At 68.4% G+C, this 25,864-nt stretch carries 26 protein-coding genes and 1 other RNA gene; 10 read left to right on the forward strand and 17 right to left on the reverse strand.

What is annotated here, in order from left to right:
- Positions 1 to 96: 96 nt before the first annotated feature.
- From pgi to ABL308_02965, 7 genes are all read right to left on the reverse strand, one after another.
- Positions 97 to 1,629: a glucose-6-phosphate isomerase gene (gene pgi, locus ABL308_02935; GenBank protein XBQ16838.1), complete on the reverse strand. Its 1,533-nt coding sequence runs from the start codon at positions 1,627 to 1,629 to the stop codon at positions 97 to 99.
- Positions 1,616 to 2,581, reverse strand: a complete 966-nt coding sequence (locus tag ABL308_02940) for a metalloregulator ArsR/SmtB family transcription factor (GenBank protein XBQ16839.1) — start codon at positions 2,579 to 2,581, stop codon at positions 1,616 to 1,618. Before ABL308_02940 ends, pgi begins: the two co-directional genes overlap by 14 nt.
- A 78-nt stretch (positions 2,582 to 2,659) precedes the next feature.
- Entirely contained in the window at positions 2,660 to 3,916 is a 1,257-nt protein-coding gene (locus ABL308_02945) for an FAD-binding domain-containing protein (GenBank protein XBQ16840.1), read from the reverse strand.
- A 46-nt stretch (positions 3,917 to 3,962) separates the two neighbouring features.
- Positions 3,963 to 6,152 (reverse strand): LPS assembly protein LptD, encoded by a 2,190-nt coding sequence (gene lptD, locus ABL308_02950; GenBank protein XBQ16841.1) that lies wholly within the window; start codon positions 6,150 to 6,152, stop codon positions 3,963 to 3,965.
- 32 nt (positions 6,153 to 6,184) lie between these two features.
- Positions 6,185 to 7,036 (reverse strand): aldo/keto reductase, encoded by an 852-nt coding sequence (locus tag ABL308_02955; GenBank protein ID XBQ16842.1) that lies wholly within the window; start codon positions 7,034 to 7,036, stop codon positions 6,185 to 6,187.
- 10 nt (positions 7,037 to 7,046) lie between these two features.
- Complete coding sequence (gene cmk / locus ABL308_02960; protein XBQ16843.1) at positions 7,047 to 7,667, reverse strand: (d)CMP kinase; 621 nt, start codon at positions 7,665 to 7,667, stop codon at positions 7,047 to 7,049.
- 5 nt (positions 7,668 to 7,672) lie between these two features.
- Positions 7,673 to 8,446 (reverse strand): YebC/PmpR family DNA-binding transcriptional regulator, encoded by a 774-nt coding sequence (locus ABL308_02965; GenBank protein XBQ16844.1) that lies wholly within the window; start codon positions 8,444 to 8,446, stop codon positions 7,673 to 7,675.
- A gap of 167 nt (positions 8,447 to 8,613) precedes the next feature.
- Here ABL308_02965 and kdsB point away from each other — a divergent pair, with 167 nt between their 5' ends.
- The 4 genes from kdsB to ABL308_02985 are packed head-to-tail and all read left to right on the forward strand — an operon-like array spanning position 8,614 to position 12,708.
- Complete coding sequence (kdsB, locus tag ABL308_02970) at positions 8,614 to 9,390, forward strand: 3-deoxy-manno-octulosonate cytidylyltransferase (protein XBQ16845.1); 777 nt, start codon at positions 8,614 to 8,616, stop codon at positions 9,388 to 9,390.
- Positions 9,390 to 10,031: a histidine phosphatase family protein gene (locus ABL308_02975; protein ID XBQ16846.1), complete on the forward strand. Its 642-nt coding sequence runs from the start codon at positions 9,390 to 9,392 to the stop codon at positions 10,029 to 10,031. The genes kdsB and ABL308_02975 overlap by 1 nt, the downstream gene beginning before the upstream one ends.
- Positions 10,028 to 11,257: an O-antigen ligase family protein gene (locus ABL308_02980; GenBank protein ID XBQ16847.1), complete on the forward strand. Its 1,230-nt coding sequence runs from the start codon at positions 10,028 to 10,030 to the stop codon at positions 11,255 to 11,257. Before ABL308_02975 ends, ABL308_02980 begins: the two co-directional genes overlap by 4 nt.
- Positions 11,258 to 11,304: 47 nt before the next feature.
- Entirely contained in the window at positions 11,305 to 12,708 is a 1,404-nt protein-coding gene (locus tag ABL308_02985; protein ID XBQ16848.1) for an exopolysaccharide biosynthesis polyprenyl glycosylphosphotransferase, read from the forward strand.
- 3 nt (positions 12,709 to 12,711) lie between these two features.
- Here the strand turns inward: ABL308_02985 and ABL308_02990 are convergent, their stop codons facing one another.
- Positions 12,712 to 13,551 carry a class I SAM-dependent methyltransferase gene (locus ABL308_02990; GenBank protein XBQ16849.1) on the reverse strand — a complete coding sequence of 280 codons (840 nt, stop codon included), beginning with the start codon at positions 13,549 to 13,551 and terminating at the stop codon, positions 12,712 to 12,714.
- A 102-nt stretch (positions 13,552 to 13,653) separates the two neighbouring features.
- Here ABL308_02990 and fsa point away from each other — a divergent pair, with 102 nt between their 5' ends.
- Complete coding sequence (gene fsa, locus ABL308_02995; protein XBQ16850.1) at positions 13,654 to 14,313, forward strand: fructose-6-phosphate aldolase; 660 nt, start codon at positions 13,654 to 13,656, stop codon at positions 14,311 to 14,313.
- On the opposite strand, the gene ABL308_03000 is transcribed toward fsa, so the two are convergent.
- Positions 14,310 to 15,008, reverse strand: a complete 699-nt coding sequence (locus tag ABL308_03000) for an exopolysaccharide biosynthesis protein (protein XBQ16851.1) — start codon at positions 15,006 to 15,008, stop codon at positions 14,310 to 14,312. The two genes, fsa and ABL308_03000, sit on opposite strands and share 4 nt — an antisense overlap.
- A 142-nt stretch (positions 15,009 to 15,150) precedes the next feature.
- On the opposite strand from ABL308_03000, the gene ABL308_03005 reads away from it, so the two are divergent.
- Positions 15,151 to 16,242, forward strand: a complete 1,092-nt coding sequence (locus ABL308_03005) for a hypothetical protein (GenBank protein ID XBQ16852.1) — start codon at positions 15,151 to 15,153, stop codon at positions 16,240 to 16,242.
- On the opposite strand, the gene serA is transcribed toward ABL308_03005, so the two are convergent.
- Positions 16,232 to 17,452, reverse strand: a complete 1,221-nt coding sequence (serA, locus tag ABL308_03010; protein ID XBQ16853.1) for a phosphoglycerate dehydrogenase — start codon at positions 17,450 to 17,452, stop codon at positions 16,232 to 16,234. The genes ABL308_03005 and serA overlap by 11 nt on opposite strands.
- Positions 17,453 to 17,610: 158 nt before the next feature.
- On the opposite strand from serA, the gene ABL308_03015 reads away from it, so the two are divergent.
- The 3 genes from ABL308_03015 (at position 17,611) to ABL308_03025 (ending at position 20,235) form a co-directional block, all read left to right on the forward strand.
- Positions 17,611 to 18,606: an NAD-dependent epimerase/dehydratase family protein gene (locus tag ABL308_03015; GenBank protein ID XBQ16854.1), complete on the forward strand. Its 996-nt coding sequence runs from the start codon at positions 17,611 to 17,613 to the stop codon at positions 18,604 to 18,606.
- Complete coding sequence (locus ABL308_03020) at positions 18,603 to 19,052, forward strand: YaiI/YqxD family protein (protein ID XBQ16855.1); 450 nt, start codon at positions 18,603 to 18,605, stop codon at positions 19,050 to 19,052. The genes ABL308_03015 and ABL308_03020 overlap by 4 nt, the downstream gene beginning before the upstream one ends.
- 94 nt (positions 19,053 to 19,146) lie before the next feature.
- Positions 19,147 to 20,235, forward strand: a complete 1,089-nt coding sequence (locus ABL308_03025) for a hypothetical protein (protein ID XBQ16856.1) — start codon at positions 19,147 to 19,149, stop codon at positions 20,233 to 20,235.
- Here ABL308_03025 and ABL308_03030 read toward each other — a convergent pair.
- The 7 genes from ABL308_03030 to ABL308_03060 all read right to left on the reverse strand — a co-directional run bounded on the left by ABL308_03030 (position 20,232) and on the right by ABL308_03060 (position 24,353).
- The gene (locus ABL308_03030; protein XBQ16857.1) at positions 20,232 to 21,050 is read right to left on the reverse strand and encodes a TIGR00282 family metallophosphoesterase; all 819 of its coding nucleotides are present in this window, start codon (positions 21,048 to 21,050) and stop codon (positions 20,232 to 20,234) included. The two genes, ABL308_03025 and ABL308_03030, sit on opposite strands and share 4 nt — an antisense overlap.
- A gap of 63 nt (positions 21,051 to 21,113) precedes the next feature.
- The gene (locus ABL308_03035) at positions 21,114 to 21,875 is read right to left on the reverse strand and encodes a hypothetical protein (protein ID XBQ16858.1); all 762 of its coding nucleotides are present in this window, start codon (positions 21,873 to 21,875) and stop codon (positions 21,114 to 21,116) included.
- A gap of 116 nt (positions 21,876 to 21,991) precedes the next feature.
- Positions 21,992 to 22,762, reverse strand: coding sequence for a ferredoxin--NADP reductase (locus tag ABL308_03040; GenBank protein ID XBQ16859.1), 771 nt, complete (start codon positions 22,760 to 22,762; stop codon positions 21,992 to 21,994).
- Positions 22,763 to 22,850: 88 nt separating this feature from the next.
- Positions 22,851 to 23,426 (reverse strand): 5-formyltetrahydrofolate cyclo-ligase, encoded by a 576-nt coding sequence (locus tag ABL308_03045; GenBank protein XBQ16860.1) that lies wholly within the window; start codon positions 23,424 to 23,426, stop codon positions 22,851 to 22,853.
- Positions 23,427 to 23,461: 35 nt separating this feature from the next.
- Positions 23,462 to 23,619, reverse strand: a non-coding RNA gene (ssrS, locus tag ABL308_03050) — 6S RNA.
- 36 nt (positions 23,620 to 23,655) lie between these two features.
- Positions 23,656 to 24,036 carry a cell division protein ZapA gene (locus ABL308_03055; GenBank protein XBQ16861.1) on the reverse strand — a complete coding sequence of 127 codons (381 nt, stop codon included), beginning with the start codon at positions 24,034 to 24,036 and terminating at the stop codon, positions 23,656 to 23,658.
- The gene (locus ABL308_03060; GenBank protein ID XBQ16862.1) at positions 24,033 to 24,353 is read right to left on the reverse strand and encodes a DUF4164 family protein; all 321 of its coding nucleotides are present in this window, start codon (positions 24,351 to 24,353) and stop codon (positions 24,033 to 24,035) included. The genes ABL308_03055 and ABL308_03060 overlap by 4 nt, the downstream gene beginning before the upstream one ends.
- 142 nt (positions 24,354 to 24,495) lie before the next feature.
- Here ABL308_03060 and glmM point away from each other — a divergent pair, with 142 nt between their 5' ends.
- Positions 24,496 to 25,848 carry a phosphoglucosamine mutase gene (gene glmM / locus ABL308_03065; protein XBQ16863.1) on the forward strand — a complete coding sequence of 451 codons (1,353 nt, stop codon included), beginning with the start codon at positions 24,496 to 24,498 and terminating at the stop codon, positions 25,846 to 25,848.
- Positions 25,849 to 25,864 lie beyond the last annotated feature (16 nt).

Raw genomic sequence — 25,864 nt, forward strand, 5'->3', positions numbered from 1 at the left:
GCTAAACGGATTCGCGGCGGTGCGGGGCGCGGCCGGTCTTTTGTCTGGGCGCAAACCGTCGCGCGATCAAGGCGGCGTGTGCGCCGGACCGCCCGGTCAGACCCCGATGCGCCGGGCGAGGTCCTTCGCTGCGGCGTCCAGCGGGCCCTCGTCGCCCGAGAGCAAGGCGCGGGCGAGGTCCTTGCCGAGTTCGACGCCGAACTGGTCGAACGGATTGAGCCCGTAGAGCACGGCCTCGACGAAGACCTTGTGCTCGTGGAGCGCGATCAGGGCGCCGAGGCTTTCAGGATCGAGCCGGGGCAGGAGAAACGTGGCGCTGGGCCGTCCGCCTGCGATCGCCTTGTGCGTGGCGAGCTCGCCCTCGCCCCTCCGGCCGTGAGCGAGCGCGGCGCCCTGGGCGGCGAGATTGGCGTTGAGCGCGCGGGCGCGTTCATCGGCGGTGAACGCCCGATCGGCGACGGCGATGAAGTCGACCGGGGTCTCGTCCTGCCCCTGATGCAGCCACTGAAAGACCGAGTGCTGCAGATCGGACCCGCGCCCGCCCCAGACCAGCGGCCCCGAGAAACCTTGCGGCAATGGCGACCCGTCCGCGGCGACGGACTTGCCGAGCGATTCCATTTCCAGCTGCTGCAGATAGGCTGCAAGCCGTTCGAGCCTCGACGAATAGGCCGCCACGCAGCGCGAGGGCCGGCCGCGCCCGGCCCGGTTCCAGACGTCGATCAGGCCTTTCGCGACGGCCATGTTGGCTTCATAGGGCGCGTCGATCGCGTGATCGTCCATCGCCCGCGCGCCAGCCAGCAGCCGGTCGAAAATCTCCGGGCCCAGCGCGAGTTCGAGCGCGATTCCTGCGGGCGACCAAAGCGAATAGCGCCCGCCCACCCCGTCCTCGAAAGGGAAGATCCTGTCCTCGCCGATCCCGAACGCGGCGGCCTTGTCAGGCGCGGCGGTGGCCGCGCAGAAGCGCGCTTTCGCGGCGTCCTCGCCCAGCGCCGAGACCAGCCAGGCGCGCGCCGCGCGCGCGTTCATCAGCGTTTCCTGGGTGGTGAAGGATTTCGAGACGATCACGAACAGGGTGGTCTCGGGATCGGCGTCCTCGACCGCGTCGTCGAGATCGGCGGGGTCGAGATTGGACACGAAGCGCGCCTGCACGCCGTCGCGCCGGAAGGCCTTGAGCGCGTCATAAACGAAGCGCGGGCCCAGATCGGACCCGCCGATGCCGATATTGACCACGCGCCGGCAGGGCTTGCCGCCCAGAACGTCCGGCCGCGTCAGGCTTTCTGCGAACGCGCGGGTGCGCGCGCGGGCCTGTTCGAGCCGGGCGGCGAGCGCGGTGTCGGAAAGCCGGGACGGGTTGCGGCAGGCCGGGTGCAGCGCCGGCCGGTTCTCGGTCGGATTGACCGCAGCGCCGGAAAACAGCCGTTCGAACGCGTCTTTGAGAGCGGCCTGCCCGGCCAGCGCGGTCAGCGCGCGCCAGGCTTCGAGGTCGAGCCGCTGGCGGCGCGCGTCGAATTCGAGCCCAGCCGCGCTGAACTGAAGCGCCGCATCCCGGCCCGGCTCTGCGAACAGATCGGCCAGAGCGCGCCCGGCGAGCCGGTCTGCGTGCGGTTTCAGCGTCTCAGGTCCGGGCATCGTCATCCGCCGCCTGCTTCTCCGCCGCCCAGATCAGCACGGTCAGCCCGCCGTCTATGCCTTCAGGCTCGAGGCTTTCGAGCCCGGCGAGTTCGAGGCCGGCGGACTGCATCCAGCTGGTCACCTGGGCGGGCGGGAAACCGAGCCATTGATGGTGGTGTTCCACGCGCAGCGCCTCATGGCGATGCTCGGCGAAGTCGACGACGAGCAGCAGGCCGCCGGGCGCCAGCACGCGCGCGCATTCGGCTACCGCCGCTTCGGGATCGTCGAGATAGTGCAGCACCTGATGCAGGGTCACGAGATCGGCCGAGCCGTCCTCGAGCGGCAGGGCGGACGCGTCGGCCTGGCGCACGAAGCGCGAGCTGAGCCCGGCTTCTGAGAGCTTGGCGCGCGCCACGTGCAGCATCTCGCGGCTGAGATCGACGCCCATGCCGTCCGCGGCGCGGTCGGAGAACAGCTCCAGCATCCGGCCCGTGCCGGTGCCGACGTCGACATGGTTCTGGAAACTGCGATCGCCGGCGAGCGCGACGAGGGTCTTCTCCACCGCCTCTTCGGAGAAGTGCAGCGAGCGGATATGGGCCCATTGCTGGGCGGCGGCCTCGAAGAAGCGCTCTGCGGTCTGGCTCCTCAAACGCTTGAGTTCGGCCAGGCGCTGGCGGTCGCGCTGGACCTGGGGCTCGTCGGGATCGGCGAACTCGTCGATCACCGCGGCCAGGCGCGAGACCGCGCCAGTGCGCACCAGCCGGTAGAACACCCAGCCGCCTTCGGGGAAGCGCTCGCACAGCTCGGCGTCGGCGAGCAGTTTCAGGTGGCGCGAGACGCGCGGCTGGCTCTGGCCGAGCACCTGCATGATCTCGCTGACCGTCATTTCGCCGTGGGCGAGCAGCAGCACGATGCGCAGACGGGTCGGCTCGGCGAGCGCTTTGAGTTTGACGAGCAGATCTTGCTGCATCGGGACCCCGGGCCGACAATCACGGAACGGATCAAGGGTTAGCCGCGCCCGCGCGGAAAGTCACTCTCCCCGCAGCGCTCAGCGAAGCCCCAGCTCGGCCAGAACGCCCGGGATCGCCTTCTTCAACTTGAAAAATCCCTTGGTGGCGTGCGGATAAAACGCCCGGTCCCAGTCGCGCCTGAGTTCGGCGAAGGCGAGTCCGGCCGACTTCATGTCCGGCCGGCCGCCGTCGATCAGATCGCCGAGCGGGCCTTCATGGGGGCGCTGAGTGACGATCTGCGCCGCGCCGCACACGCGGGCGGCCTCGACGACATCGGCGAGCGTTTCACAAGGCGCCGCATCGACAGAGAACGCTGCGCGCGTCCCCTCGGCTGCGTCGGCGAGGGCGCCGCGGGTGAACGTCCGGGCCGCGTCGCCGGCGGACAAGGGCGAGCGGCGGTCGAGCGCGGACAGCGTCGCCGCGCCGCGAATGTCGAGCCCGTCCACGCCCCAGCTCTCGGGATGACAATCCTCGTCATGGATCAGGAGCAGCGCGGGCGCGCCCGGGTCGGGCCGCACGCCCGGCGGGGGCGCAGCGGGCGCGGGATGATCCACGCCGTCCTCGGGCTCAGGCGCGTCGGGGGCGAGGTCTGCAGCGTCGGGCGCGAAACGGCCTGCTGTGTATTTCTCGATATTGGAAGCGCGGGCGAGATAGGTCTTGCCGGCGGTCTGACGCCCGCCGACCCAGCGCCAGCTCAGCGTATTGGACGCCGGATCGCCGTCGATCAGGTTGCGGAAGAAAAAGTCCGCGCCCAGAACCCAGGGCAGATCGAGCGTGAAGATCCAGATCGAGGCGAACCACATCCGGGCGTGATTGTGCAGCCAGCCGTGGGTGGCGAGCTCCTCCGCCCAGGCGTCGAAACACGCGATCCCGGTGCGCCCCTCCACCGCCCGGTCATAGCGCTCGCGCAGGGCCCCGTCCTTCCCCAGCGCGGCGATCGCGAGATCAAGCTCCGCGGCGTAGTCGCGCCAGACCGAGGGACGGTGCGCCAGCCAGCCCTTCCAGTAAGTGCGCCAGCAGACCTCCTGCAGGAATTTTTCTGCGGTCGAAATCCCGTGCGCGGTCAGCGCGGCCTGAGCCAGCTCGGATTCGAGCACCAGGCGGTGGCGGACATGCGCGCTGAGCGCCGAGACGTTCGAGCGGTCGTCCGGCCCGAAATCGAAATTGCGCCGCCCGGCGTACCGCCCGCCCATGGCCGGGGTGAACGCCTCGATCCGGGCGAGGCCGACGCTGCGGCTCGGCGTGAACAGGCCTGACGGCGCGGTGTCGGCCCTGAAGAGATCGGTCTGGGTCATGGCCGGAGAACTAGGCGCGGACGCGCCGATCTCCAGCCGCCCAGGCCTAGTCTTCGCCGACCCCGCCCAGGGTGAAGAGCACGATCTCGAACTTCAGCGACTCCGAGGGGCCGAGATTGCCGATCTGGATGTTTTCACGCTGATAGAAGATGCGGAAATCGGTGCACTCGTCGCGATACCGGAGGCCGGCTTCCTGGCGGCGGCCCTCGCCGGCGTCGAGATCGAAACTGCCGCGATAGAAGGTCGACCAGGTCTCGGTCAGGGCGTAGGCGTAACTGACGTCGAGCGATTCCCGGGCCAGCGCCGCGGCTTCGTCGGCGAGTTCGGTATAGCGCAGGCTGCCGACCGCGCGTCCGTACTCGGCGGTGATCTCGGCGTCGATCCGGTTGATCTCGCCGGTCTCGGAATCGATGCGCGCGCTCGCCCCGGTTTCAAACCAGCCGAGATCCACCTCGACGTCGGCGAGCCAGTCTGAATCGTCCTCGAACAGGCCCGAGGCCGGACCGAACCGTTCTTTCCCGCCGCTCAGCCGGTAGCTGCGGCCCACGAACGCCTCGAGCCCGTAGACGTCTTCGCGGTCGCGCACGGCGAATTCGAGCCCTGCATCGATGCGGAACCCGTCCTCGAAGATGTCGTAGCCGGGCGCGCGGATCGGATCGAACAGGAAGGAGCGGCCGAAATCGACCGTTTCGAGATCCTGCAGCAAGGGCCGCTCGTCCGGATCGCCGCCGTTGGCGATGATGGCGGCGGTGCGCGGCGCGATGATCAGATCATAGCGGCTGCCGGGGCGCACGAAGGGATAGGACACGTCGATCCCCGCCGCGCCGCGCGCACGCACGAAATTGCGCTCGTCGATCGTGGTGTTGAACGCGTCCCTTTCGACCGTCCGGTAAGCGTCCAGACGGGTGTCGGCGAAGCCTTCCACCCTCAGCCCGCCGGGGATGATCACCGGCCGCGACCAGGACAGCCCCAGGCTCGCCCGGGTGTAATCGTCGCCGAACTCGCGGCGCAGATTGGTCAGGTTGAAGTCGAAGTCGAAATCGCCGAGCCCCATCGGCAGCTCGCCGTCGTAATGGCCCCGGACCAGCGGCGTGACATAGGCGAGCTGGTCGTCGTCGAACCCGTCCTGCAGCTTGTCGAAGGCGATGACGGCGGTGTCGAAGTAATAATCCTCGCCCTTGCCGGCCAGGAAGAGCTGGTTGATCAGCGTGCGCTGCTGGCTGAAGGCGTAGAGCGCGTCGCTCTCTTCGGGGGATTCGTTATAGTCGTACCGGCGCAGATAGGTGTCCTCGCTCGCCGCCTGAACGCCGAAGCCCCAGCGCCAGTCCGGCGAGAGCGCGAACAGGCCGTCGGCGAAGATATGACCGCGCAGCTGTTCGGGCCCGAAATCGCCGTCCGCGTCGAATTCCTGGCCGTAGGTGAAGCTCGCCTCGGCGTTGATCTCACCGGAATAGAAGCGCTTGCGCCATTCCAGTTCGAGCAGCGGATTGACCTCGGTCATCACGCGCGGCGCGATCACCAGGTCCTGATAGGGACTGATCACCCACAGATAGGGCTGCTGATAGCTGAGCCCCAGCCGGTTGGAGATGTCGACCGACGGCAGCAGGAAACCAGACTTGCGCTCGGCGGACGGGTCGGCGTGGGCGAAGCGCGGCGCGTAGGCGACGGGCACGCCGGCGATCTCCAGCCGCACGTCGCGATAGTAGATCATGCTGTCGTCGACGTCGCGGACCACGTGGTCGGCGCGCAGCCGCCAGGTCGGTTCCTTGCTCGCGTCTTCGCACAGATTGCAGGCCGTGTAGTAGGCGTCGGTCAGCTCCACCGAGCCGTCCGGTCGGCGCAGAGCCGCGGCGGCGGCGGCGCGGCCGTTGTTTTCAAGAAGCGTGGCGAAGCCGTAGGCGACGCCCTCGCGCATCTCGTCGTCGAGCTCGACCTCGTCGGCGGTCTGGGCCGGCGCGCCGCCTTCGAAGATGCGAACCCCGCCGCGCGCGGTGATGCGCCCGTTGGCGATGTCGTAGACGATCTCGTCGGCGTAGATGACCCGGTCGCCGGAGGCCAGCCGCACGTCGCCGCGCGCGGTGTAGGTGCCTGCGGAGCGATCCTCGATCAGCTCGTCGGCGTCCATGAAGACCCGCTCGGCGGCGGTCTGCACGGCCTGGGCGAGCGCGGCCGGGCTCGCCGCCAGCGCCGTGATCAGCGCTGCAGCACAGACGCCCTGCGCAAAGCTTCGTCTCACGCCGGTCCCCTCCCGTTAGGTTCGCACGCCCCTTAAGCCGGGTTTAACGGATCGGCGCCCGCGCGTCCATCGGCCCGCCGCGCCGCGGCGGCGGCGATTTCAATCGCTTCGACGAGATGGCCGGGGCGCGTCGTGGTGACCAGCGCGAGGTCGATCTCCGGCCGGGCGAGCGCGGCGCGCAATCCGTCGGCATGGCTCACCCGGCCCCGCCCGGACACACCGGAGAGCCGGGCGCGCAACACCTTGGCGAGCTTGTAGAGATCGGCCGCCGAGCGCGGCGCCGAAACGCCTGAAGGCGCGTCGCCGGCGGTTTCGATGGCGTGGACCTCGAGGCCGAGCGCTTTCGCTCGTGCGAGCCGAGCGCTTTCGACCTCGTCCAGAAACGGATGCACCGGCGCCATCAGCGCCTCGAACCGGCCGGTGTCGAGCGCGGCGTCGAGCTCGGCCCCCCGCCCCGCCGCGCCGAGCCTTGCGAACGCCCCGGCGCGCCTGAGCGCGTCGAGCCGGTCCAGCAGCGTCCCTGTCAGCTCAGCCCCGTCCGCGCCGTGCAGCCACAGCAGATCCACGCCCTCCACGCCGAGCCTTTCAAGGCTGGCGGTCACGCTCGCCTCAATCCCGCCCGGCGAGAAATCCCGGATCCGGCGCGCGAGACCGGCGCTCGACAGCCCCGCCTTGGTCGAGATCCGCACTTTCTCCCGGCCGATCGCTGAGATCGCCGCCCCGAGCCGGCGCTCGGCCTCGCCCGCGCCATAGGCGGGCGCAGTGTCGAACAGGCGCACACCTAAATCGAACGAACGTTCGATCATGGCGATCGTCGAGCTGCGCGAGACGAGCGGCGTGCCGTGCGTGCCGGAAACACCGAAGCCGAGAGGAAGCGCGGTCATGACCGCAAGGCTAGCGCTTCGCCTCGACCGCGGCGACCGCGGCTGCGATCGCGTCTTCGATGGTCATGTCGGTGGTGTCGATTTCCACCGCGTCTGCGGCCTTGGTGAGCGGCGCGTCGGCGCGGCTTGAATCGCGCGCGTCGCGCTGGCGCAGCTGGCCGAGCACCTGTTCGAAGCTGATCTGCTCGCCGCGATTGACCAGCTCTGCACGGCGGCGCCAGGCGCGCGCCTCCTCGCTGGCGGTGACGTAGAGCTTCACCTCGGCCTCGGGCGCGATGACCGTGCCGATGTCCCGGCCGTCGAGCACCGCCCCGCCGGGCTGGCGGGCGAAGTCGCGCTGCACGTCCAGAAGCGCGGCGCGCACGCCGGGATGGGCGCTGACGACGCTCGCGGCCACGCCCGCGCCGGCGGTGCGGATCTTCGCTTCGTCGATCTTCGTCGGATCCAGCGCGCGGGCCGCCCGCTCTGCGGCTTCGGCGTCTTCGGGTGCGATCCCGGCGTCGATCAGCGTCACCGCGACGGCCCGGTAGAGCGTGCCGGTGTCCAGATGCGGCAGGCCGAAGCGCGCGGCGAGCGCGCGGGCGATCGTGCCTTTGCCTGAGGCGAGCGGACCGTCGACGGCGATGATCACCGTCCCTAGCCGTCCAGCTTTTCCATCTCGGAATCCGAGATGTCGAAATTGGCGAAGACGCGGCTGACGTCGTCGAGATCCTCCAGCGCCTCCATCATCTTCATAAGGGTCGCCGCCTTCTCGCCCTCGACCTCGATGAGGTTCTGCGGCTTCCAGATGATGTTCGCGCTCTTGGCCTCGCCGAAGCGCTCCTGCAGCGCGGCGGCGACCTCGGCGAGATCCTCGCGGGCGCAGTAGATCACGTGCTCGGGCGCAGGCTCTCCGTCATCGTCTTCGAGATCTTCCTGCACCACGTCCTCGGCGCCGGCCTCGATCGCGGCTTCCAGCATGGCTTCTTCGTCGGCGACGCTCAGCGGGAAGCGGATCTCGCCCACCTGGTCGAACATGAAGCTGACCGAGCCGGTCTCGCCCATGTTTCCGCCGTTCTTGGAGAACGCGGTGCGGACCTCGGCGGCGGCGCGGTTCTTGTTGTCGGTGGAGGCTTCCACGATCACCCCGACGCCCGCCGGGCCGAAGCCCTCATAGCGGATGTCGAAATACTCCTCGACATCCCCGCCGGCCGCCTTGGTGATGGCGCGCTCGATATTGTCCTTGGGCATGGACTGGCCCTTGGCGTTCTGCACGGCCAGCCGCAGGCGCGGGTTCATGTCGGGGTCGGGCCCGCCCATCTTCACCGCAACCATGATTTCCTTGGACAGGCGCGAGAACAGCTTGGCGCGCGCCTTGTCCTGACGGCCCTTGCGGTGCTGGATGTTCGCCCATTTCGAATGGCCGGCCATGAAACCACCTCCTGAAGTACGGCGCCGCCGGCGGCGATCGTCCGCCCGGCGCGCGAGGCGCGCGTTCTAACCCAACCCGGCGCGGCGGGCAAAGCCCTCGCGCGGCTTTGCGCGAAGAGAAAAAGCGTGGCAATCAGACCGCCCCGCCCCGCCGTCCGGATGTGCTCATGACCGTCATCGCCGTCGTCCCCGCCCGCTACGGCTCCACGCGCTTTCCCGGAAAGCCGCTGCACGAGATCGCCGGCGTGCCGATGGTCGAGCGCGTGCGCCGCCTGGCCGAAGCCGCGCCCAGCATCGACCGGGTGATCGTGGCGACCGACGACAAGCGGATCATCGATTGCGTCACCGGCTTCGGCGGCGAGGCGGTGATGACCCCGGAAACCTGCCGCAACGGCACCGAGCGCGCCTACGAGGCGGTGAAGGATTTCGCCGGGCCCGGCGACGTGATCGTCAATCTTCAGGGCGACGCGCCGCTGACCCCGCCCTGGGTGATCGACGCGGCCGCCGCGGCCATGACCGCCGACACGGATCTGCAGCTCGCCACTCCTGCCGTCGCGCTGACCGAAGACGCCTACGCCAAGCTCGCTGCAGCCAAGGCGGCCGGAGAAGTGGGCGGCACCACGGTCGTCTTCGACAGGGCGATGAACGCGCTTTATTTCTCCAAGACGATCATCCCCTATCGCCGCGAGGACGCCGGCGTGCCGGTGCACAAGCATATCGGGCTCTACGCCTATCGCTTCGCCGCGCTCAAGAAGCTCGTCGCGCTGGAGCCCAGCCCGCTCGAGCGCACCGAGAGCCTCGAGCAGCTGCGCGCGCTCGAGAACGGGATCGCGATCCGGATCGTTCTGACCGATTATCGCGGCCGCACGCCCTGGAGCGTGGACAGCCCGCGCGACGCGGAGATCGCCGCGGAGATCGTCGCCCGGGAAGGGGAACTCGTCTGATGCGGCTGATCCTGGCCCGCCACGGCAACACGTTCGGACCGGAAGACACGCCGGTCTGGGTCGGCGCGAACGAGGATCTGCCGCTGGTCGACAAGGGGCTGGAGCAATCGCGCGCCATCGGCGACGCTTTGCGGAGCGCGGGCGTGCTGCCCGACCGCATCGTGGCCGGCCCGCTCAAACGCACCCGGATCGGCGCCGAACTCGCCGCGGAGCGGTGCGGCTATACCGGCGAGATCGAGATCGACGAGCGGCTGAAGGAAATCGATTACGGCGTCTGGGGCGGCAAGTCCGACGCCGAGATCGCCGAGCGCTGGAGCGCGGCGGCGATCGAGGACTGGCGCGAGCGGTCCGTCCCGCCCGCCGGCGCGGGCTGGTCGCCGAGCCCTGAGACGATCCGGGCCAATGTGCGCGCGCTCTACGCCGCGCTGACCATCGACCGGTCGAAGGACCGCGAAGTGCTGGTCGTCACCTCGAACGGGATCCTGAGGTATTTCCACGAACTGCTCGCCGGCGAGGCCGCCGCGCTCGAGGACGCCAAGGTGAAGACCGGCCGCATCTGCGCGGCCGAAGTGACCGGGCCGGGCGCGGACCTGATGTTCTGGAACCTCGCTCCGGACGAGGCTGCGGAGCGCCTGAAGTGACCCTGACCGCCAGCCGCGCGCTCGGCCTGTGGCGGGACGCCGTGTTCTACTTCTGGATCACGTGGAGCGCGATCTTCATCGGCGCAGGCGGGCTCGGCCTCGCCGGATCGGCCGCCTTCATGGGCCTTCTCTGGGTGCCCATGCTGATCTGGCCGATCTGGGAGGATACGCGCCGGTCGCCGGGCGCCCCGATCCTCGCTGCGCTCGCGATCGGCTGGATCTGTCTGAGCTGGATCTGGTCGCCCTATGACCGGCCCGACCAGCTCATCAAGCTCGGCCTGCTCACCCCGCTCTTCGTGCTCGCCGCCTACGGTTTCGCCCGGCTTTCAGATCCTGTGCGCGCTCGCTACGGCCGGTACGCTCTGATCGTCTTCGGGCTGTGCGCGATCTACCTGCTGATCGAGGCGCTGTTCGGCATCCCGATCGCGACCCAGTACAAGATCTGGGTCGAAGGCGTGGATATCGGCCGCGAATGGGCGCGAGCCTTCGCCGAGCGGATGATCTCGCGCGGGGCCAGCGCCTTCATCCTCGTCGCCGGGCCGATGGCGATCTACGCCTGGCTGAACGGGCTGAGGCCTGTCGCGGTCCTGCTCGGCGCGGCCGCCCTCGCGGGCGCAGCGGCGTTCGGGGTCGAGGCCAATCTCGTCGCGCTCGCGGCCGGGTCGGCCGCGGCCGCCGCCGCCTTCGTACGGCCGGGCGCGAGCCTGCGTGCGCTGTGCCTGGGTCTCGCCGTCTACGTCGTCTTTGCACCCGTGCTCACCGGGCTTTTTATCCTGCTCGTCCCGGACGGGCTCGCGGCCATGCTGCCGATGTCCTGGGAGATGCGGCTTCTGATCTGGAGCGAAACCCTGGCGCGGCTTTCAGAAGCCCCCTTCTTCGGACACGGCCTCGACGCCAGCCGGTCGATGAGCAGGCCTGGCGAGTTGCGGGGTCAGGCCTTCGATCTTCTGCCCCTGCACCCGCATAACGCAGGCCTGCACATCTGGCTCGAAGCCGGCGCGGTCGGCGCGGGCCTTTGCGCGGCCGCGCTCGCCGGGACGGGGATCGCCCTGGGCCGGGCGGGGCTCGCCCCCCCCGTCGCCGCCGGCCTCGCCTTCGCCGGAACCGCCTGGGCCATGCTGGTGATCCTCGGCTACGGGCTCTGGCAGGAATGGCATCACGGCGCGCTCGCCCTGGCGCTCGGCTGCGCCTTCTTCTCCAGAGGAGACGGCGCGAAACCTGCATGACCGCACTCAGGCCGGCGCAGAACGCAGCCGGAGCATGGGGAGCGGACATGACGGCGTTTCATATCGACACGCTTCAATCGGCCGGACAGGCGCGGCGCGACGCCGCCGCCTCGGCGCCGCGAAGTTTTCTCTGGTCCGATCTGATCGCGCTGGCTCTGGCGAGCCTTTCAGGCGCGGCGCTGAGCGCGGCCGGCGCGGGCCTGCCCGAAGGCTGGACCGTGCTGACGCTCGCAAGCGCGCTGGGTCTGGTGTTCTGGCTGAAGACGCTGGGCCATTACCGCAACCGCCAGGCGCTCGCCGACCAGATCCGGCCCTTGCTGATCGGCTGCGGCTTCGCAGCCTTGGCGGTCAGCACCGCCCAGCTCGCGCTCGGCGAAGCCCGGCTCGATCCCGGCTCGATCCTGAAATGGGCCGCTGCGCCCGCTTCCATGCTGGCCGGGCGGTTCGCCGTGCGCGAGATGCTCAAGGCCTCGAAGGCCTGGTACGCGCCGGTGACCCTGCTCGCGCCCAAAGGCGCGGCGGACGCCGCCGAGACGCTGCTGAGCGAAAACGACGGGCACGGCCTCACCGTCGCGCGGCGGGTGGATCTTGCAAGCTTCGCCGGGCTGGACGACGCCGCTCTGGGCGCGCGGCTCGACGCGCTGGGCGGGCAGACCGTGTTTCTCGCGCCGGACGCGCAGACCCAGCCGCTCGCCGCGCGCATCGCCGGCCGGCTGTCTGCGCGCGGCGCAGCCTTCTATTACCGCCCCGACGTCGGCCGCATCCCCACCGAGCATGTCGACCTGCTCGACGCCCCGCCTGCGGACGGCTTCGTGATGCGCATCACCGACAGCCTGGACCGTCCGCTCGCCGGTGCGGCCAAGCGGGTCCTAGACCTTTTGACCGCCGGGCTGGCGCTCGCGGTGCTCTCCCCGCTCATGGGGGTGATCGCCCTTCTGATCCGCCGCGACGGCGGGCCGGCGCTGTTCAGCCAGACCCGTGTGGGCCGGGCCGGATCGACCTTCGCCTGCCTGAAATTCCGCACCATGAGCGTGGACGCCGAAGACCGGCTCGCCGCCCTGCTCGACGCCGATCCGGCGCGCAAGGCGGAGTGGGAGACCTATCAGAAGCTCTCAGACGATCCGCGCATCACGCCGGTCGGCCGGTTTCTGAGGAAGACCAGCCTCGACGAACTGCCCCAGCTAATCAACGTGCTCAGAGGCGAGATGAGCCTTGTGGGCCCGCGCCCCATGCTGCCCGAACAGCGCGGCGCCTACGGGGTGTCGCTGGAAGCCTACGCCCGCCTGCGTCCAGGCCTGACCGGGCTGTGGCAGGTCAACGGCCGGCACGAAACGAGCTTCGCCGAGCGCGCCCGGCTCGACGACTGGTATGCGCGCAACTGGTCGCTCTGGCGCGACGGCGTGATCGTCCTCAGGACGGTCCGCGAAGTGCTGCGCGGCGGCGGCGGCTGAGCCTCAGCCGGGCTTTCTGACGATCAGATGATCCTGAAGCTGGCCTGACGGCGCAGCGTCGCGCCAGTCCCCGCGCGCAACCGTGCGTTCGCGCACCAGCCCGGCCGCCTCGATCCAGCCGTTCAGGGCTTCGGTCTCGAACCCCATCGCCGCTTCAGGCGCCGCCGGATCGGTGCTCCAGGCCGGCCCGCCGAGCTGAACGAAGCCCAGCCGCGCCACGCCCGCGTGCAGCGCCTGCCGGCCCTCCGCATCGATCTCGAAGACCGTCAGATAGGCTCGTCCGCCGGGCCTGAGCACCCGGCCGGTCTCTGCGAGATAGCCTTTGGCGGTTTTCGCATCGAGATGGGTGAAGAGCGAGGTCGCCACCGCGAGATCGACCGAGCCGTCTTCAGCCGGGAAGCGATAGTCCGCCGCCGATCCGCCCTCGCGCCGGTATTCGGGGTTGGACAGATCAGCGTGCACGAAGTCGATCGCCGCCGCGCCGCTTACATGCCGGCGGGCGAAGTCGAGCGCGCGGGGGGCGATGTCGAAGCCGATATAGCGGCCTTCTTCAGACAGGTAGGCGCAAAGCGGGAAAGCCAGCCGGCCCGCGCCGCAGCCCATGTCCAGCACGGTCTCGTCAGGGCTCAGCCCCGTCGCCTCGCGGATCGCGTGAAACAGCGTCTCGCCGGTGCGGTGGAAATCGCCGCCGCCGTTATTGTGGATCACGCGCCAGGGCGCCGGCCGGCGGCTTTTCAACCGTCCGGGCAGATCCTTGAGGTCGCTCGCCGCGTTCCAGATGAAACGCACGAAGGGCCTGGGCAGAGCGCGGCGCACAGCGCGCCTCAAACGTCGGGCTGTCATGGTCGGCGAGACGCTCCGCAGGGGCCGGCCGGGCTTGTAAATCAGTAACGAAACCTGCCTATAGGCTCGTACGCGCAGCCGCAATCATCCCGGAGACCTCCGATGCAGCTCTTCCTCGACACCGCCGAGACCAGCGAGATCGCCGACCGGCTCGGATCGGGCCTGGTCGACGGGGTGACCACCAATCCCTCTCTGATCGCCAAGTCCGGCGCGGACGTGTTCGAGCGCGTGGCCGCGATCTGCGAGCTGATCGACGGCCCTGTGAGCGCCGAGGTCGTCGCCACAGACACCGAGACCATGCTGGCCGAGGGCCGCAAGCTGGCCGATCTCGCTCCGAACGTCGTGGTCAAGCTGCCCCTCACCGAAGCCGGGCTCGCCGCCTGCCACGCCTTCGCAAGGGACGGGATCCAGACCAACGTCACCCTGTGCTTCTCGGCCAATCAGGCCCTGCTCGCGGCCAAGGCGGGGGCGAGCTACATCTCGCCCTTCGTGGGCCGGGTCGAGGATGCGGGCGGTGACGGGATCGGACTCCTTCAGGCGATCCGGGCGATCTATGACCAGTACGGCTACGAGACCGAGATCCTCGCCGCCTCCCTGCGCTCGCCCGCCCATGTCGAGGCCGCCGCTCTGGTCGGCTGCGACGCGGCGACCATCCCTGCAAAGGTGTTCGACCAGCTCTACAAGCACCCGCAGACCGACACCGGGCTGTCCGCCTTCCTCTCCGACTGGAAAAAGGCGACCGGGCGGGACTCCCTGGGCTAGCTCCGCCCCAGAACACCGAGCAGGAAGTCCTTGACGATGTCGAGGAAGGCCGCGCCGAACACCAGAAAGCCGCCGATCAGAAGCCCGATCCAGATCACGCCCAGAAACAGGCCCAGGATCACTAAAAGCCCGTCCCGGGTGATGAGCCCGATCGAGGACAGGGCGATGGCGATGCCCGGCGTGGTGTTGGTCGCCGGCAGCGGCACCAGGATCGACGCGCAGAACAGCACGAACACCGCGCCGACCATGCGCTCGGCGTTGCGCCCAGACAGAAGGCTCAGCCGGGGCCGGGCCAGCCGCTCCACCCAGCCGAACCATTTGCGCGCGCCTTTGGCCATGCGCTGAAGATCGGCTTTCGACAGCGGCCGGTCTGAAAACCTGCGCGGCAGCCAGGGCTGCTCTCGCCCAGCAGCCATTTGCGCGGCCAGCGCCATCATCGGCAGCGCGACGACCTGCGGCACGCCGTACAAAAACGGCATGCAGACCGGGATCGCGAGCGCGAACAGGAGCACGCCGAACACCCGCTCGCCGAGCGTGCGGGTGAACGCGCCCAGCGTGAGGCCTTCCTCGGGCGCGCCCTGCGCGATGTCCTCGAGCGCGGCGATCAGCCCGCCGGAGGGTTCGGGGCCGGGACCGTCTTCACGGCGGTCGCCGCCGGGTTCGGGCGCGTCAAGGCTGCGGGCAGGGTCGGTCATGGCGCGCTCCGGGTTGAGGCGGGGCCTGAATACGCGCCGAACGCCTACAGAGCAATTATTGTGAGCGCCCCTATGGGCTTCACAAACTCGCGCCCCTGTGGCGACATAGAATCAAAGCTTATGATTGCGCTCTGGAGCGAGCATGGAAATTTGGCAACACGCTGCGGGCGACGGCGATCGAAGCTTTGCGGACCTATGCATCAGAAATAACGTTATTTTATTGGGGCCAAGCAATATTGGGCGCTGGGGGCCGAATGCGCGTGAAAAATACCTAGAACATGGCATCAAGCCCAGAACCTGTACAATATTGGACCGCTTTTGTACGCAAATGTCGTCGGGAGATTTGGTCGTTCTGAGAGAGGGCACGTCAACCGTCAGGGCGGTTGGGAGAATTGTCGGGGACTATGAATACATTGACGCCTTTCTAGATGTTGATGGCTGGGACGTTGCGCATGCCAGACGGGTCCACTGGGTAGCCCAGGAGCAGATGCCCCGCCACTTCCCGACTTACACAATGAAACTAGGCGACACGACGCAAATCCTACCTACAGGCGAAAAGGCCCACGAACTTCGCGCTTGGATCAAGAATCTGTTCGAGACATATGATGAAGACAAGCAGCCAGAATTTACACAGTTCGACGATTCAAAATCGCTTGATATCGCCGACTGTGCAGCACTCTTATTTGAATGCGGACTAAGCGCCACGTCTGCGACCTCGCTAACGGACCGGATTACCGACCTGACGAAGCTTGCACAATGGTACCGAACCAAAACCGAGGCCATTTCTGAAGCAGAGACGCTCGGGCAACTTGTTTTGCCGCTTTTCGTAGCACTCGGCTGGTCTCCTCAGACACTAGCGATGGAGTGGTCGATATCTGGTATCGGACGAATAGATCTCGCGGCGTTCCGGCCGTTTCGACAGAGCGTCCGAAATCAAGACGACATCGTGCTGGTGCTTGAGGCGAAGCGATTCAATCGCTCTTGCTTGGTCGGGGTGGAGCAAGCTCGATCCTACGCGTCAGCGCTTCCAAATGCCGAGCGGTTAGTGGTCACGGACGGCCTGCGGTATGCCGTATTTATTCGCGATGAAACGGGGACGTTTCCCGAGTCCCCACATGCATACCTCAATCTGGCACAGCCGAAAGATCATTACGCCGCACTTGACTGCTTAGGAGCAGATGAAGCGCTGCTTGCACTGTCCGCAGCTTGGAGACCAGGCTTGCTCACCCGGTGATCAGCCGCGCGCGGATCGCGCCGTCCAGCGCCTCGACGCGGGCGAGAATGTCGGCCGGGGCGCGTTCGAGATCGGCGACCGCATAACCGTACTCGCCGTCGGTCTGCAGATACTGGGCGGCGACGTTCGCGCCGGCCTGTTCGGCCGCTTCGTTGAGCCGCCTCAGAAAGCCCGGCCGGTTGAAATGGGGCACCAGCACCCGCACCTGCCCCTCGCCCAGCGGGCCGGGTTCGACATGGGGGAAGTTCACCGCATGGCTGGTCGCGCCCTGATAAAGATACTTCGCCAGCTTGGTCGCCGCATCGAGCCCGATCGCCTGCTGGGCCTCGGCGGTCGAGCCGCCGATATGGGGGGTGAGGATGGCGTTCGGGCAGCCCTGCAGCGGGCTTTCGAAGGCCTCGTCCTTGCTCTTCGGCTCGACGGGGAAGACGTCCACCGCAGCGCCCGCGAGCTTGCCTGATCTCAGCGCCTCGGCGAGCGCGTCCACGTCCACGAGGTCGCCGCGGGCCTGGTTGATCAGATACGCCCCGTCCTTCATCAGCGCGATCTCGCGCTTGCCGATCATGTTGCGCGTGCGCGCGGTGGAGGGCACGTGCAGGGTCACCGCGTCGCAGGTGGACAGAAGCGCGTCCAGGCTTTCGGTCGGCCGCGCGTTGCCGTGCGCGAGCTTGGGCTCGATGTCGTAGAAATACACGTGCATGCCCAGCGCCGAGGCGATCACCGAGAGCTGGGCGCCGATATTGCCGTAGCCCACGATGCCGAGCTTTTTCTTGCGCACTTCGTTCGCGCCCTCGGCGGTTTTCAGCCACAGACCCTTTTCGGTGGCGAACATCTTCTCGGGGATGCGGCGCATCAGCATGATGACGCTGGCGATGGTCAGCTCGGCCACCGACCTGGTGTTGGCGAAGGGCGCGTTGAAGACCGGGATCCCGCGCCTTGCGGCGGCGTCGAGATCGACCTGGTTGGTGCCGATGCAGAAACAGCCCACCGCCGCCAGACCCGAAGCGGCGGCGAACACCTCTTCGGTCAGCTGGGTGCGCGAGCGGATGCCGACCACGTCCGCGCCAGAGATCGTCTGCCCCAGCGTCGCCGGATCGGGCGAGCCGGACACCCGCCGCACCGAGACCGGGCCGAGCGCCTGAAGCGCCTCGTCGGCGTCGGGGTGGACGTTTTCGAGCAGGAGCGCGTCGAAGGGCGTGGAGCGGGCCATGGACTCACCTCGCATAGGGATGCTGCAACCGCAAACGAGCATGGCGCGCGCCCGCCTGCAAGGCGGCGTGCGGCCGCGCCGCGTGCAGCGCCCGGCGTGACAACGGGCTCTAAACAGAGGCATTGTGCGCCGAACTTTTTCAGGGGACGCCCGAACCCATGGCGGTACTGGTCACCGGCGCGGCCGGCTTCATCGGATATCACGCCGCCCGCGCCCTGCTCGAGCGCGGCGAAGCGGTGGTGGGCGTCGACTGCCTGACCGACTATTACGACGTCGCGCTGAAACAGGCCCGCCTGGCCGAGCTGGGCCGGTTCAAGGGTTTCCGGTTCGAGAGACTGGACCTCGCCGACGCCGCCGCAGTGCGCGCGCTCGTCCTGTCCGTCCGCCCCCGGAAGATCCTGCATCTCGCAGCGCAAGCCGGCGTCCGGTATTCGCTGGAAAACCCGTTCGCCTACACGCATTCGAACATCTCAGGGCACCTCTCCGTGCTCGAAGCGGCGCGCGCGCTCGACGGCGAGCTCGATCACCTCGTCTATGCGAGTTCGAGCTCGGTCTACGGCGAGCGGCCCGCCGAGCGCGGCTTCAGCGAGGACGACGCTGTCGACGCGCCGGTCTCGCTTTACGCCGCCACCAAGCGCGCCGACGAGCTGATGAGCGGCACCTATGCGCATCTTTACGGCCTGCCGCTGACCGGCTTGCGGTTTTTCACCGTGTACGGACCGTGGGGCCGGCCGGACATGGCGTACTTCTCGTTCGCCGAGAAGATGATCGCCGGGCAGACGCTGAAGCTTTTCAATCACGGCCGGAACCTGCGCGACTTCACCTTCATCGGCGACATCATTCCCCATCTTCTGGCGCTGGTGGACGATCGTCCGGGGCCGGGCAATCGCGTGTTCAATATCGGCGGGTCGAGCCCGGTGGACACGCTGGCGCTGGTCTCCGCGCTCGAAGCGGCGCTGGGGATCGAGGCGAGGACCGAGAAGATCGACGCCCAGCCCGGCGATGTCAGCGCGACTTGGGCGGACACCTCGCGGCTTGAAGCGGCCTACGGCGCGGCGCCGCACACTGCGCTGCAAGACGGGATCGGCGCGTTCGCGCGCTGGTTCCGAGGCTGGAAGGGGCTCGACGCCCCGCGCGCCGCCGGACAGCAATGACCGTTTTCGTGGACGCCGACGCCTGTCCTGTGAAGGACGAGGCGATCCGCGTCGCCGAGCGCTGGAAGACGCAGGTGCTGCTGGTCTGCGACGGAGGGCTGCGCCGCCCGCAAAGCGCCTGGGCCGAACTCGTCATCGTGCCTGAAGGCGCGGACGCCGCCGACGACTGGATCGCCGAGCGCATCGGGCCGGGCGATATCTGCGTGACCGGCGACATCCCGCTGGCCGACCGCTGCCTGAAGGCCGGCGCGAAGGCGATCGATCATCGCGGCACGGTGTTCACCGCCAACTCGATCGGCTCCAAGCTCGCCATGCGCGACCTCATGGCCGACCTCAGAAGCGCAGGCATGGAGACCGGCGGCCCGAAAGGCTTCAGCCCGCGCGACCGCTCGGCCTTCCTGAACGGGCTCGAGCAGGTGTTCCAGGATCTCAGGCGCGGGCGCTGAACACCACGCCACGCCTGGTTGACAGCCCGCCCCGGCGAAGCGATTTCTGACCCAGGCGCACGCGCTGCAGGCGTGCGGTGAAACGGGGTTCTCCGTGCCGAACTTCTCTCCTCGCCTGTTCGTCGTTCTGGTCGCCCTGGCGGTCTGGCCGGCGTCGATCTTCCTGTTCGCGCCCCGCCCCGAAGCGCCCGGCGAATTCGCCGAAGACGTGGTGTCCGAAGATTTCCTGCTCTCGCTCTATAATATCGACAAGGAGGCGTGCGTCGCCCTGGCGAGTCTCGACCGGCTCGATGTTCTGGTGGTGGGCAATTCGCACGTCTATTCGGGCATCGACGCCTGGGAGCTCGCCCAAGCCTTTCCCGATCGTCAGACCGGCGTCTGCGCCTTCGGAACCTGGCATCTGGGCACGTTCGATCTTCTGATCGACTATCTCGACCATCACGGGCTCGAACCGCGCCGCCTTATCTGGATCGTCGATCCCTATTTTCTGCAGAAGCCCCTGAACGACTATCTGCCCGACCAGCAGGCGACCCTGTTCGATCCGGTCGCGCGCAGCGCGGTGTTCGATCGCTGGCGGACCAACCTGGCGCAGGGCTCGCCGATTTCGGGCGTTGCTGCCGCGACTCTCCGTGCACAGATCGACGAGGTCGAAGCCCGCACGCGCGCGCTCGACCGCGAGGCGGCCGAGGCGCTCGTCCTCGACGTCGAGTTCGTCCATGAGCGCCATCAGGGCGTCTACGCCGGCGTCGAGCCCGACCCGGCCGCGCCGGCGGCCCTGAAGCGGATCTGCCGGGCGCTGTCGGCGCGCGGTATCGCGGTGGACGTGGTGGTCTCGCCCATGCCCCGGCCCGAATTCGTGGCCGACCTGCCGATCGAGTTCAGCGTCGATCCTTATGGTCTCGGGCCGCTTTTCCAAGAGGCGATGCCCTGCATCGACCGGCTCATCGACCGGCCGGTGCTGGAAGACTGGGGGCTGGACGTCCGCTTCCTGTTCAATCGCGGTTTCGATCCGGAGTTTCCCTATGACTGGATCGCAGACAGGCCCGCATTTGAAGCCGGATACGCCACGCTGCCCCGGCGTCGGCAAGGCGCGTTCTACGACGTGCATCACCTCAACCGCGCCGGCGCCCGGCTGTTCACCCGCCGCGTGATGGAAGACCTCGCGGCAGACGAGACGGGTTAGGCGGCCGGCAGGATCTCGCCCAGCACCCCGCCTATGCGGATCGGCTCGCAGCGAACCGCAAGCCCGGTCGCGTCGTCGGTCTCGACAAACAATCCGCAGGCGGTCGCCTCGCCGCTGGCGGTGGTGAAGCGCGAGGACCGCATGCCGGTGACGAAGCGGTTCACCGGCTCGTCCTTCTCCATGCCGATCACGCTGTCATAGTCCCCGCACATGCCGGCGTCAGTCTGATAGGCGGTGCCGCCGGGCAGGATGCGGTGATCGGCGGTGGGCACATGGGTGTGCGTACCGACCACCAGGCTCGCCCGGCCGTCGCAATAAACGCCCATGGCGGTCTTCTCGCTGGTCGCCTCGCCGTGCATGTCGACCACGATCGCATCGGCGACCTGACCGAGCGGGCACGAGACGATTTCCTTCTCCACCGCAGCGAACGGATCTTCCAGCGGCTGCATGAACAGGCGCAGCATCACGTTCATCACAAGGATCCGCCGCCCGTCGGGCAGATCGTAGAGCGACGCGCCCTTGCCCGGCGCAGCGCCGGGCCGGTAGTTCACCGGCCGCAACAGTCTGGGCTCGCGCTCGATATAGCTCAGCGCCTCGGACTGGTCCCAGGCGTGATTGCCCAGGGTGAGCACGTCCGCGCCGGCGTCGAACAGCTCGTTGGCGGTGCGCTCGGTGATGCCGAACCCGCCCGCGGCGTTCTCGGCGTTGACGATCACGAAGTCGAGCTTCAGCCGGTCGCGCAGGCCGGGCAGGTGCTCGGCCACCGCCTCGCGGCCGGACTTGCCGACGACGTCTCCGAAAAATCCGATGCGCATGACCGCTCCTTTCGAAGCGTGCGCATATAGCGCGCGCGCCCGGCGCTGGCCATGGCGGCGGTGCTAACCCTCCTGCACCGCGACGGTGCGTGCGATCTTGCGCTTGTACTTCTCCGCGTCCTCACCGTCGGCCATGCCCGCGACCGCCTCTTTCGCCTTCCTGTAACGGTCCACCACCCCGCCGATATGGCGGAACCCGCCCCACAGGTCGGCGATCACCACGCCGGAGAGGAGCAGCGCCGGGCCGGACACCCATTTGAACGCAGTGGTCAGGCCGGCGAAGATCTGCGCGTCCGGATTGGCGATGATGGGCGGCGGGCCGATCAGCGAGGCGGCCAGGCCGCCCGCGCCGGGAATGTCCTGCGCCAGCTGTTCGGCCAGCATGGCGATGAAATTGCTCGACAGGAAGAAAAAGCGGACCACCTCGGCGACGCCCGGCGAGGCCGCCGCACCGTCGGGGTCGACGAAGGGCGCGGTCGCGCCCGGCGCGAAGAAGGGCTGGTTCAGCGCATAGACCGCCAGGGCCACGCCGGGCGCGAGCACGGCGGCGATATAGCCGGCCGTATAGACCATGCGAGAGCGGCGCACCTTCTCGGCGCGGTCGATGTCGCGATCCAGATTGTCCAGAAAGCACTGCTTTTTCTGGCAGGGCGCGCCGCGTCTCGTGCGCTTGCTGTAAGCGCCCATCGCCGTGCTCAGCCCGCCGCCGAAGCGCTGCTGGACGGCCCAGACCAGAGGCAGCAATCCGCCGGCGATCAGCGCCGCCCAGGCGGCGTAGCGCAGTGCGAGGTCGCGCACGGCGTCGTCCCCGAAAATGTCGAGCATGGTCGTCCCCCCTGTCGTTCGGCCCGCGACGCCGCACCTGCGGTGCGCGTTCCCCCGATCAGAAGGTTAACCAAATCCTAACGGCCTGAAAAGGCGACGCTCGGCGCGCTCGAGCGCTAGCCCACGAAGGCCTTCTCGACCACGTATTCGGCCGGCCGGGCGTTCGAGCCTTCGGTGAGGCCTGCGCGCTCGCAGCGCAGCTTGCAGTCCTCGATCATCTCCATCGAGCCGCAGATCATCACCCGGTCGGTTTCGGGGTTCAGCGCGGGCACGCCGAGCTCGTCAAAGATGATCCCCTCGTCGATGAGCTGGGTGATCCGGCCGGTGCGCACGAAGTCCTCGCGGGTGACCGAGGGGTAGTAGACCAGCTTGCCGTTCGCGAACTCGCCCACCAGCGGATCGCTCGCCACCGCCTCGACCAGCTCGCGGCCGTATTCGAGTTCGGCGACCTCGCGGCAGGTATGGGTGAGGATCACCTGATCGTACTGCTCATAGGTCTCCGGATCGCGGATGATCGAGGCGAAGGGGGCGATCCCGGTGCCGGTGGACAGAAGATACAGCCGCTTGCCCGGGGTCAGCGCGTCGAGCACCAGCGTGCCCACTGACTTGGTCCCCAGAAGGATGGTGTCGCCCGGTTCGATCTTCTGAAGCCGCGAGGTCAGGGGGCCGTCAGGCACCTTGATGGAGAAAAACTCCAGCTCCTCGTCCCAGCTGGGGCTGGCCACCGAATAGGCGCGCAGAAGCGGCTTTCCGTCGACCGGTAGGCCCAGCATCACGAATTCGCCCGAGCGGAAGCGGAAGCTCTGCGGCCGGGTCACGCGGAAGGCGAACAGCCGGTCGGTGTAGTGCCTGACCGATTTCACCGTTTGCTCGCTGACCGCCGCCATGATCGCCCTCGCCGCTTTCAAAAATATCCAGCGGGTTCTAGGCGCGAGCAGCCGCGGCGCCAACCGCCGTGTCTGCGGCGCGGCGTCGCTAGCGCCCCGCCCGGAACGCGCCGCGCTCGGTCACCACCCAGTCCACCGGCAGGTCGTGCGCGTCGGTGGGCACGCGGGTCATGCGCTGGGCTTCGTAGGCGAGCCCCACCGTGGTGACGGGGCCCAGCTCCCTCAGGGCCGCGAGGGTGCGGTCGTAAAACCCTGCGCCGTAACCCAGGCGCCGTCCGGCCTGATCGAAGGCGAGCAGCGGGACGAGAACGAGGGCGGGGCGGACTTCCGGATTGGAGGGATCGGGTTCCTGCACCCCGAACGCGCCGGTGACGAAATCCTCGCCCGGCGTCCAGCTTCGAAAGACCAACGCCCGGCCCGGCCCGGTCACGCAAGGCAGGCACAGCCGGGCCTGTTCCAGCGCGAAGGTTTCAAGCAGCGGTGAGGGGTCGATCTCGTCGCGGATGGCGCGGTAGCCCGCGACGATCTGGTTCATCGACGGCCAGATCTCGTCGGGGAAGGTTTCCGCCAGCCGGGCGCCCGCCTCAGGATCGGCGGCGTGGGCGGCGGCCCGGGCGCGGGCGGCCGTCATGCGCGCACGTTTCTTGCGCCAGCCGGTCAGCATGGCGCCGAAAGCCTGTCGCGCGAGAGGAAAGGGGTGGCGGCCCCAGATGCGCCGTTGGTCGTTTTCCAACCCTGATGACCCGGTAAACCAGGTGGGCGCCGCGTGTCCGAGACCACGGTCGGGGACAGAGGCAGCTCCCTCTCAGAGATGTAAGGTCGCCGGGATGTTAAGACCTGACGCACGCTCCAGCAGCCGCCGGGTCTGAAGATGGGGCGCGCGAGGCCCGCGCTCAAGAGCCTTCTCCAGTCTCACCGTCCTCAGCGCCGGTTTCGCACAGGGTTTCCAGCCGCGCGGCGGCTTTCGCGATCGCTTCGGCTGCGCGCGCGCGGTCCGCGCGGCGGCGGGCGTCGGCCTGGCTCAGCCGGCCCTTGAGGTCGATCATCTCTTCTTTCAGGGCCTCGATCTGGCCCTTCGCCTCGCGCATCTCGTCGGCCACGATCAGGCTCGCCATGAGCAGCAGCCGCACGTCGCCGATCTGGCCGACCTTGTCGGCGAGGTCGCGGACATGGCCGTCGAGATGGCCGGCGAGTTCGCGCAGATACGCCTGCTGGCCTTCCTCGCAGCCGATGGTGAAGGCCCGGCCGTTCAGGGAGATCGTGACCTTGTTCACGCCCCCTCCCCGCTTTCGGCCAGCACGGCCCTGAGATCGTCCATCGCCGCGTCGAGGGCTGCGCCGGCCTCCTCGGCGGCTTCGGCGAGCGCGGCTTCGGAAGCCCGCGCTTCATCCAGCGCCTGGGCGAGCCGGGCCCGGTCGGCGTCGGAGTCCCGCGCCGCCATCGCATCGGCTTCCGCGCGGGCGAGCCGGGCGGTCAGGTCCTCGATCCGGCGCTGCACCGCGCCGGCGGCCTGATCGAGCCGGGCGAGCGCGCCGGTCACCGGATCGTCGTCGGCGTTCTCAGAGGAAGGGGCGGGGCCGGTTTCGGTCATGACAACCAAAATCCGCCTTTATCGGCGAAAGTTCAAGTGACGCCGCAGCCGGGCGCGAACAAGGCTCAGCCCGCTCCGGCACGCCGGGCCGGGCTTGCGCGTTCCTTCGCGCACACCCTTCAACCGAACCTGAGGGAGCGCGATGATGGACAAGCGCTATTTCGGCACGGACGGCATTCGCGGGACGACGAACCAGACGCCGCTGGTCTCGCCCTTCGTCACGCGCTTGGGGATGGCCGCGGCGCGCTATTTCAAACGCAAGGACGGCCGGCGCAGCACCGTCGTGATCGGCAAGGACACACGGCTTTCAGGCTATATGATCGAGACCGCGCTGGTGTCGGGTTTCATCAGCGCAGGCATGGACGTCGCCCAGTTCGGCCCCCTGCCCACGCCGGCGGTGGCGAACCTCACGACCACGCTGCGCGCCGATCTCGGGGTCGTCATCACAGCCTCGCACAACCCCTACCAGGACAACGGAATCAAACTCTTCGGCCCTGACGGCTACAAGCTCGACGACGCCCAGGAAGCCGAGATCGAAGCGCTGATGGACGAGCCCTACGAGACCGGCCTGGTCGGCGCCGGCGAGCTCGGCCGGGCGCGGCGGATCGACGATGCGGGCACGCGTTACACCGAGATCGTCAAGGCGACCTTCCCAAGGCGCATGAGCCTGAAAGGGCTTCGCATCGTGGTCGATTGCGCGAACGGCGCGGCCTACAAGGTCGCCCCGGCGGTGCTGTGGGAGCTGGGCGCGGACGTCATCGCCATCCATGACCGGCCCGACGGGTTCAACATCAACGCCGATTGCGGCGCCACCGCGCCTGAAAGCCTCGCCGAAGAGGTGCGCCGCTATCGCGCCGATATCGGCCTGGCGCTGGACGGCGACGCGGACCGGCTGGTGGTCGTGGACGAGGCCGGACGGGTGATCGACGGCGGTCAGGTGCTGGGCCTGATCGCCAAGACCTGGAAGCGGCAGGGCCGGCTCTCCTGCGACCGGCTGGTGACCACGGTGATGAGCACGATCGCGCTCGACCGCGCCATGGCGCGCGAGGGCGTCGAGGTCGTGCGCACCGGCGTCGGCGACCGCAACGTGGTTCAGGCCATGCGCGAGGGCGGCGGCAATCTGGGCGGGGAAAGCTCGGGCCATGTGGTGATGCGCGATTATGCGACCACCGGCGACGCGCTGATCGCAGCGCTGCAGGTGCTGGGGCTTCTGATCGAGAGCGACAAACCGGCGAGCGAGCTTCTCTCGGTGTTCGAACCGGTCCCGCAGATCAAGGAAAACGTCCGCCATGCGCGCGGCGCGACGCCGCTGTCGAACGATCAGGTCAAAGCCGCGATCGGCGAAGCGGAAAGCGCGCTCGGCGAGGAGGGCCGGCTCCTGGTCCGCGCATCGGGCACCGAACCGGTGATCCGCATTCTCGCAGAAGGCCCCGAAGACGCCGCGCGCAAGGCCGCGAAGATCGTGCGCGAAGCGGTCGAGGCGCAGGCGGCCTGAAATTTTCCCGGCGCGA

The organism is Oceanicaulis sp., assembly GCA_040112665.1.
Lineage (GTDB): Bacteria > Pseudomonadota > Alphaproteobacteria > Caulobacterales > Maricaulaceae > Oceanicaulis.

What these genes read in the sequence shown, in the direction of transcription:
- glmM (XBQ16863.1), top strand. Translation starts at nt 24,496, where the DNA reads ATGATGGACAAGCGCTATTTCGGCACGGACGGCATTCGCGGGACGACG.
- pgi (XBQ16838.1), bottom strand. Translation starts at nt 1,629, where the DNA reads ATGCCCGGACCTGAGACGCTGAAACCGCACGCAGACCGGCTCGCCGGG.
- ABL308_03000 (XBQ16851.1), bottom strand. Translation starts at nt 15,008, where the DNA reads ATGACCGACCCTGCCCGCAGCCTTGACGCGCCCGAACCCGGCGGCGAC.
- ABL308_03035 (XBQ16858.1), bottom strand. Translation starts at nt 21,875, where the DNA reads ATGCTCGACATTTTCGGGGACGACGCCGTGCGCGACCTCGCACTGCGC.
- ABL308_03005 (XBQ16852.1), top strand. Translation starts at nt 15,151, where the DNA reads ATGGAAATTTGGCAACACGCTGCGGGCGACGGCGATCGAAGCTTTGCG.
- ABL308_03030 (XBQ16857.1), bottom strand. Translation starts at nt 21,050, where the DNA reads ATGCGCATCGGATTTTTCGGAGACGTCGTCGGCAAGTCCGGCCGCGAG.
- ABL308_02990 (XBQ16849.1), bottom strand. Translation starts at nt 13,551, where the DNA reads ATGACAGCCCGACGTTTGAGGCGCGCTGTGCGCCGCGCTCTGCCCAGG.
- ABL308_03045 (XBQ16860.1), bottom strand. Translation starts at nt 23,426, where the DNA reads ATGCTGACCGGCTGGCGCAAGAAACGTGCGCGCATGACGGCCGCCCGC.
- ABL308_02975 (XBQ16846.1), top strand. Translation starts at nt 9,390, where the DNA reads ATGCGGCTGATCCTGGCCCGCCACGGCAACACGTTCGGACCGGAAGAC.
- serA (XBQ16853.1), bottom strand. Translation starts at nt 17,452, where the DNA reads ATGGCCCGCTCCACGCCCTTCGACGCGCTCCTGCTCGAAAACGTCCAC.
- ABL308_02940 (XBQ16839.1), bottom strand. Translation starts at nt 2,581, where the DNA reads ATGCAGCAAGATCTGCTCGTCAAACTCAAAGCGCTCGCCGAGCCGACC.
- ABL308_02945 (XBQ16840.1), bottom strand. Translation starts at nt 3,916, where the DNA reads ATGACCCAGACCGATCTCTTCAGGGCCGACACCGCGCCGTCAGGCCTG.
- kdsB (XBQ16845.1), top strand. Translation starts at nt 8,614, where the DNA reads ATGACCGTCATCGCCGTCGTCCCCGCCCGCTACGGCTCCACGCGCTTT.
- ABL308_03060 (XBQ16862.1), bottom strand. Translation starts at nt 24,353, where the DNA reads ATGACCGAAACCGGCCCCGCCCCTTCCTCTGAGAACGCCGACGACGAT.
- ABL308_03040 (XBQ16859.1), bottom strand. Translation starts at nt 22,762, where the DNA reads ATGGCGGCGGTCAGCGAGCAAACGGTGAAATCGGTCAGGCACTACACC.
- ABL308_02965 (XBQ16844.1), bottom strand. Translation starts at nt 8,446, where the DNA reads ATGGCCGGCCATTCGAAATGGGCGAACATCCAGCACCGCAAGGGCCGT.
- ABL308_02955 (XBQ16842.1), bottom strand. Translation starts at nt 7,036, where the DNA reads ATGACCGCGCTTCCTCTCGGCTTCGGTGTTTCCGGCACGCACGGCACG.
- ABL308_03015 (XBQ16854.1), top strand. Translation starts at nt 17,611, where the DNA reads ATGGCGGTACTGGTCACCGGCGCGGCCGGCTTCATCGGATATCACGCC.
- fsa (XBQ16850.1), top strand. Translation starts at nt 13,654, where the DNA reads ATGCAGCTCTTCCTCGACACCGCCGAGACCAGCGAGATCGCCGACCGG.
- ABL308_02985 (XBQ16848.1), top strand. Translation starts at nt 11,305, where the DNA reads ATGACGGCGTTTCATATCGACACGCTTCAATCGGCCGGACAGGCGCGG.
- ABL308_03020 (XBQ16855.1), top strand. Translation starts at nt 18,603, where the DNA reads ATGACCGTTTTCGTGGACGCCGACGCCTGTCCTGTGAAGGACGAGGCG.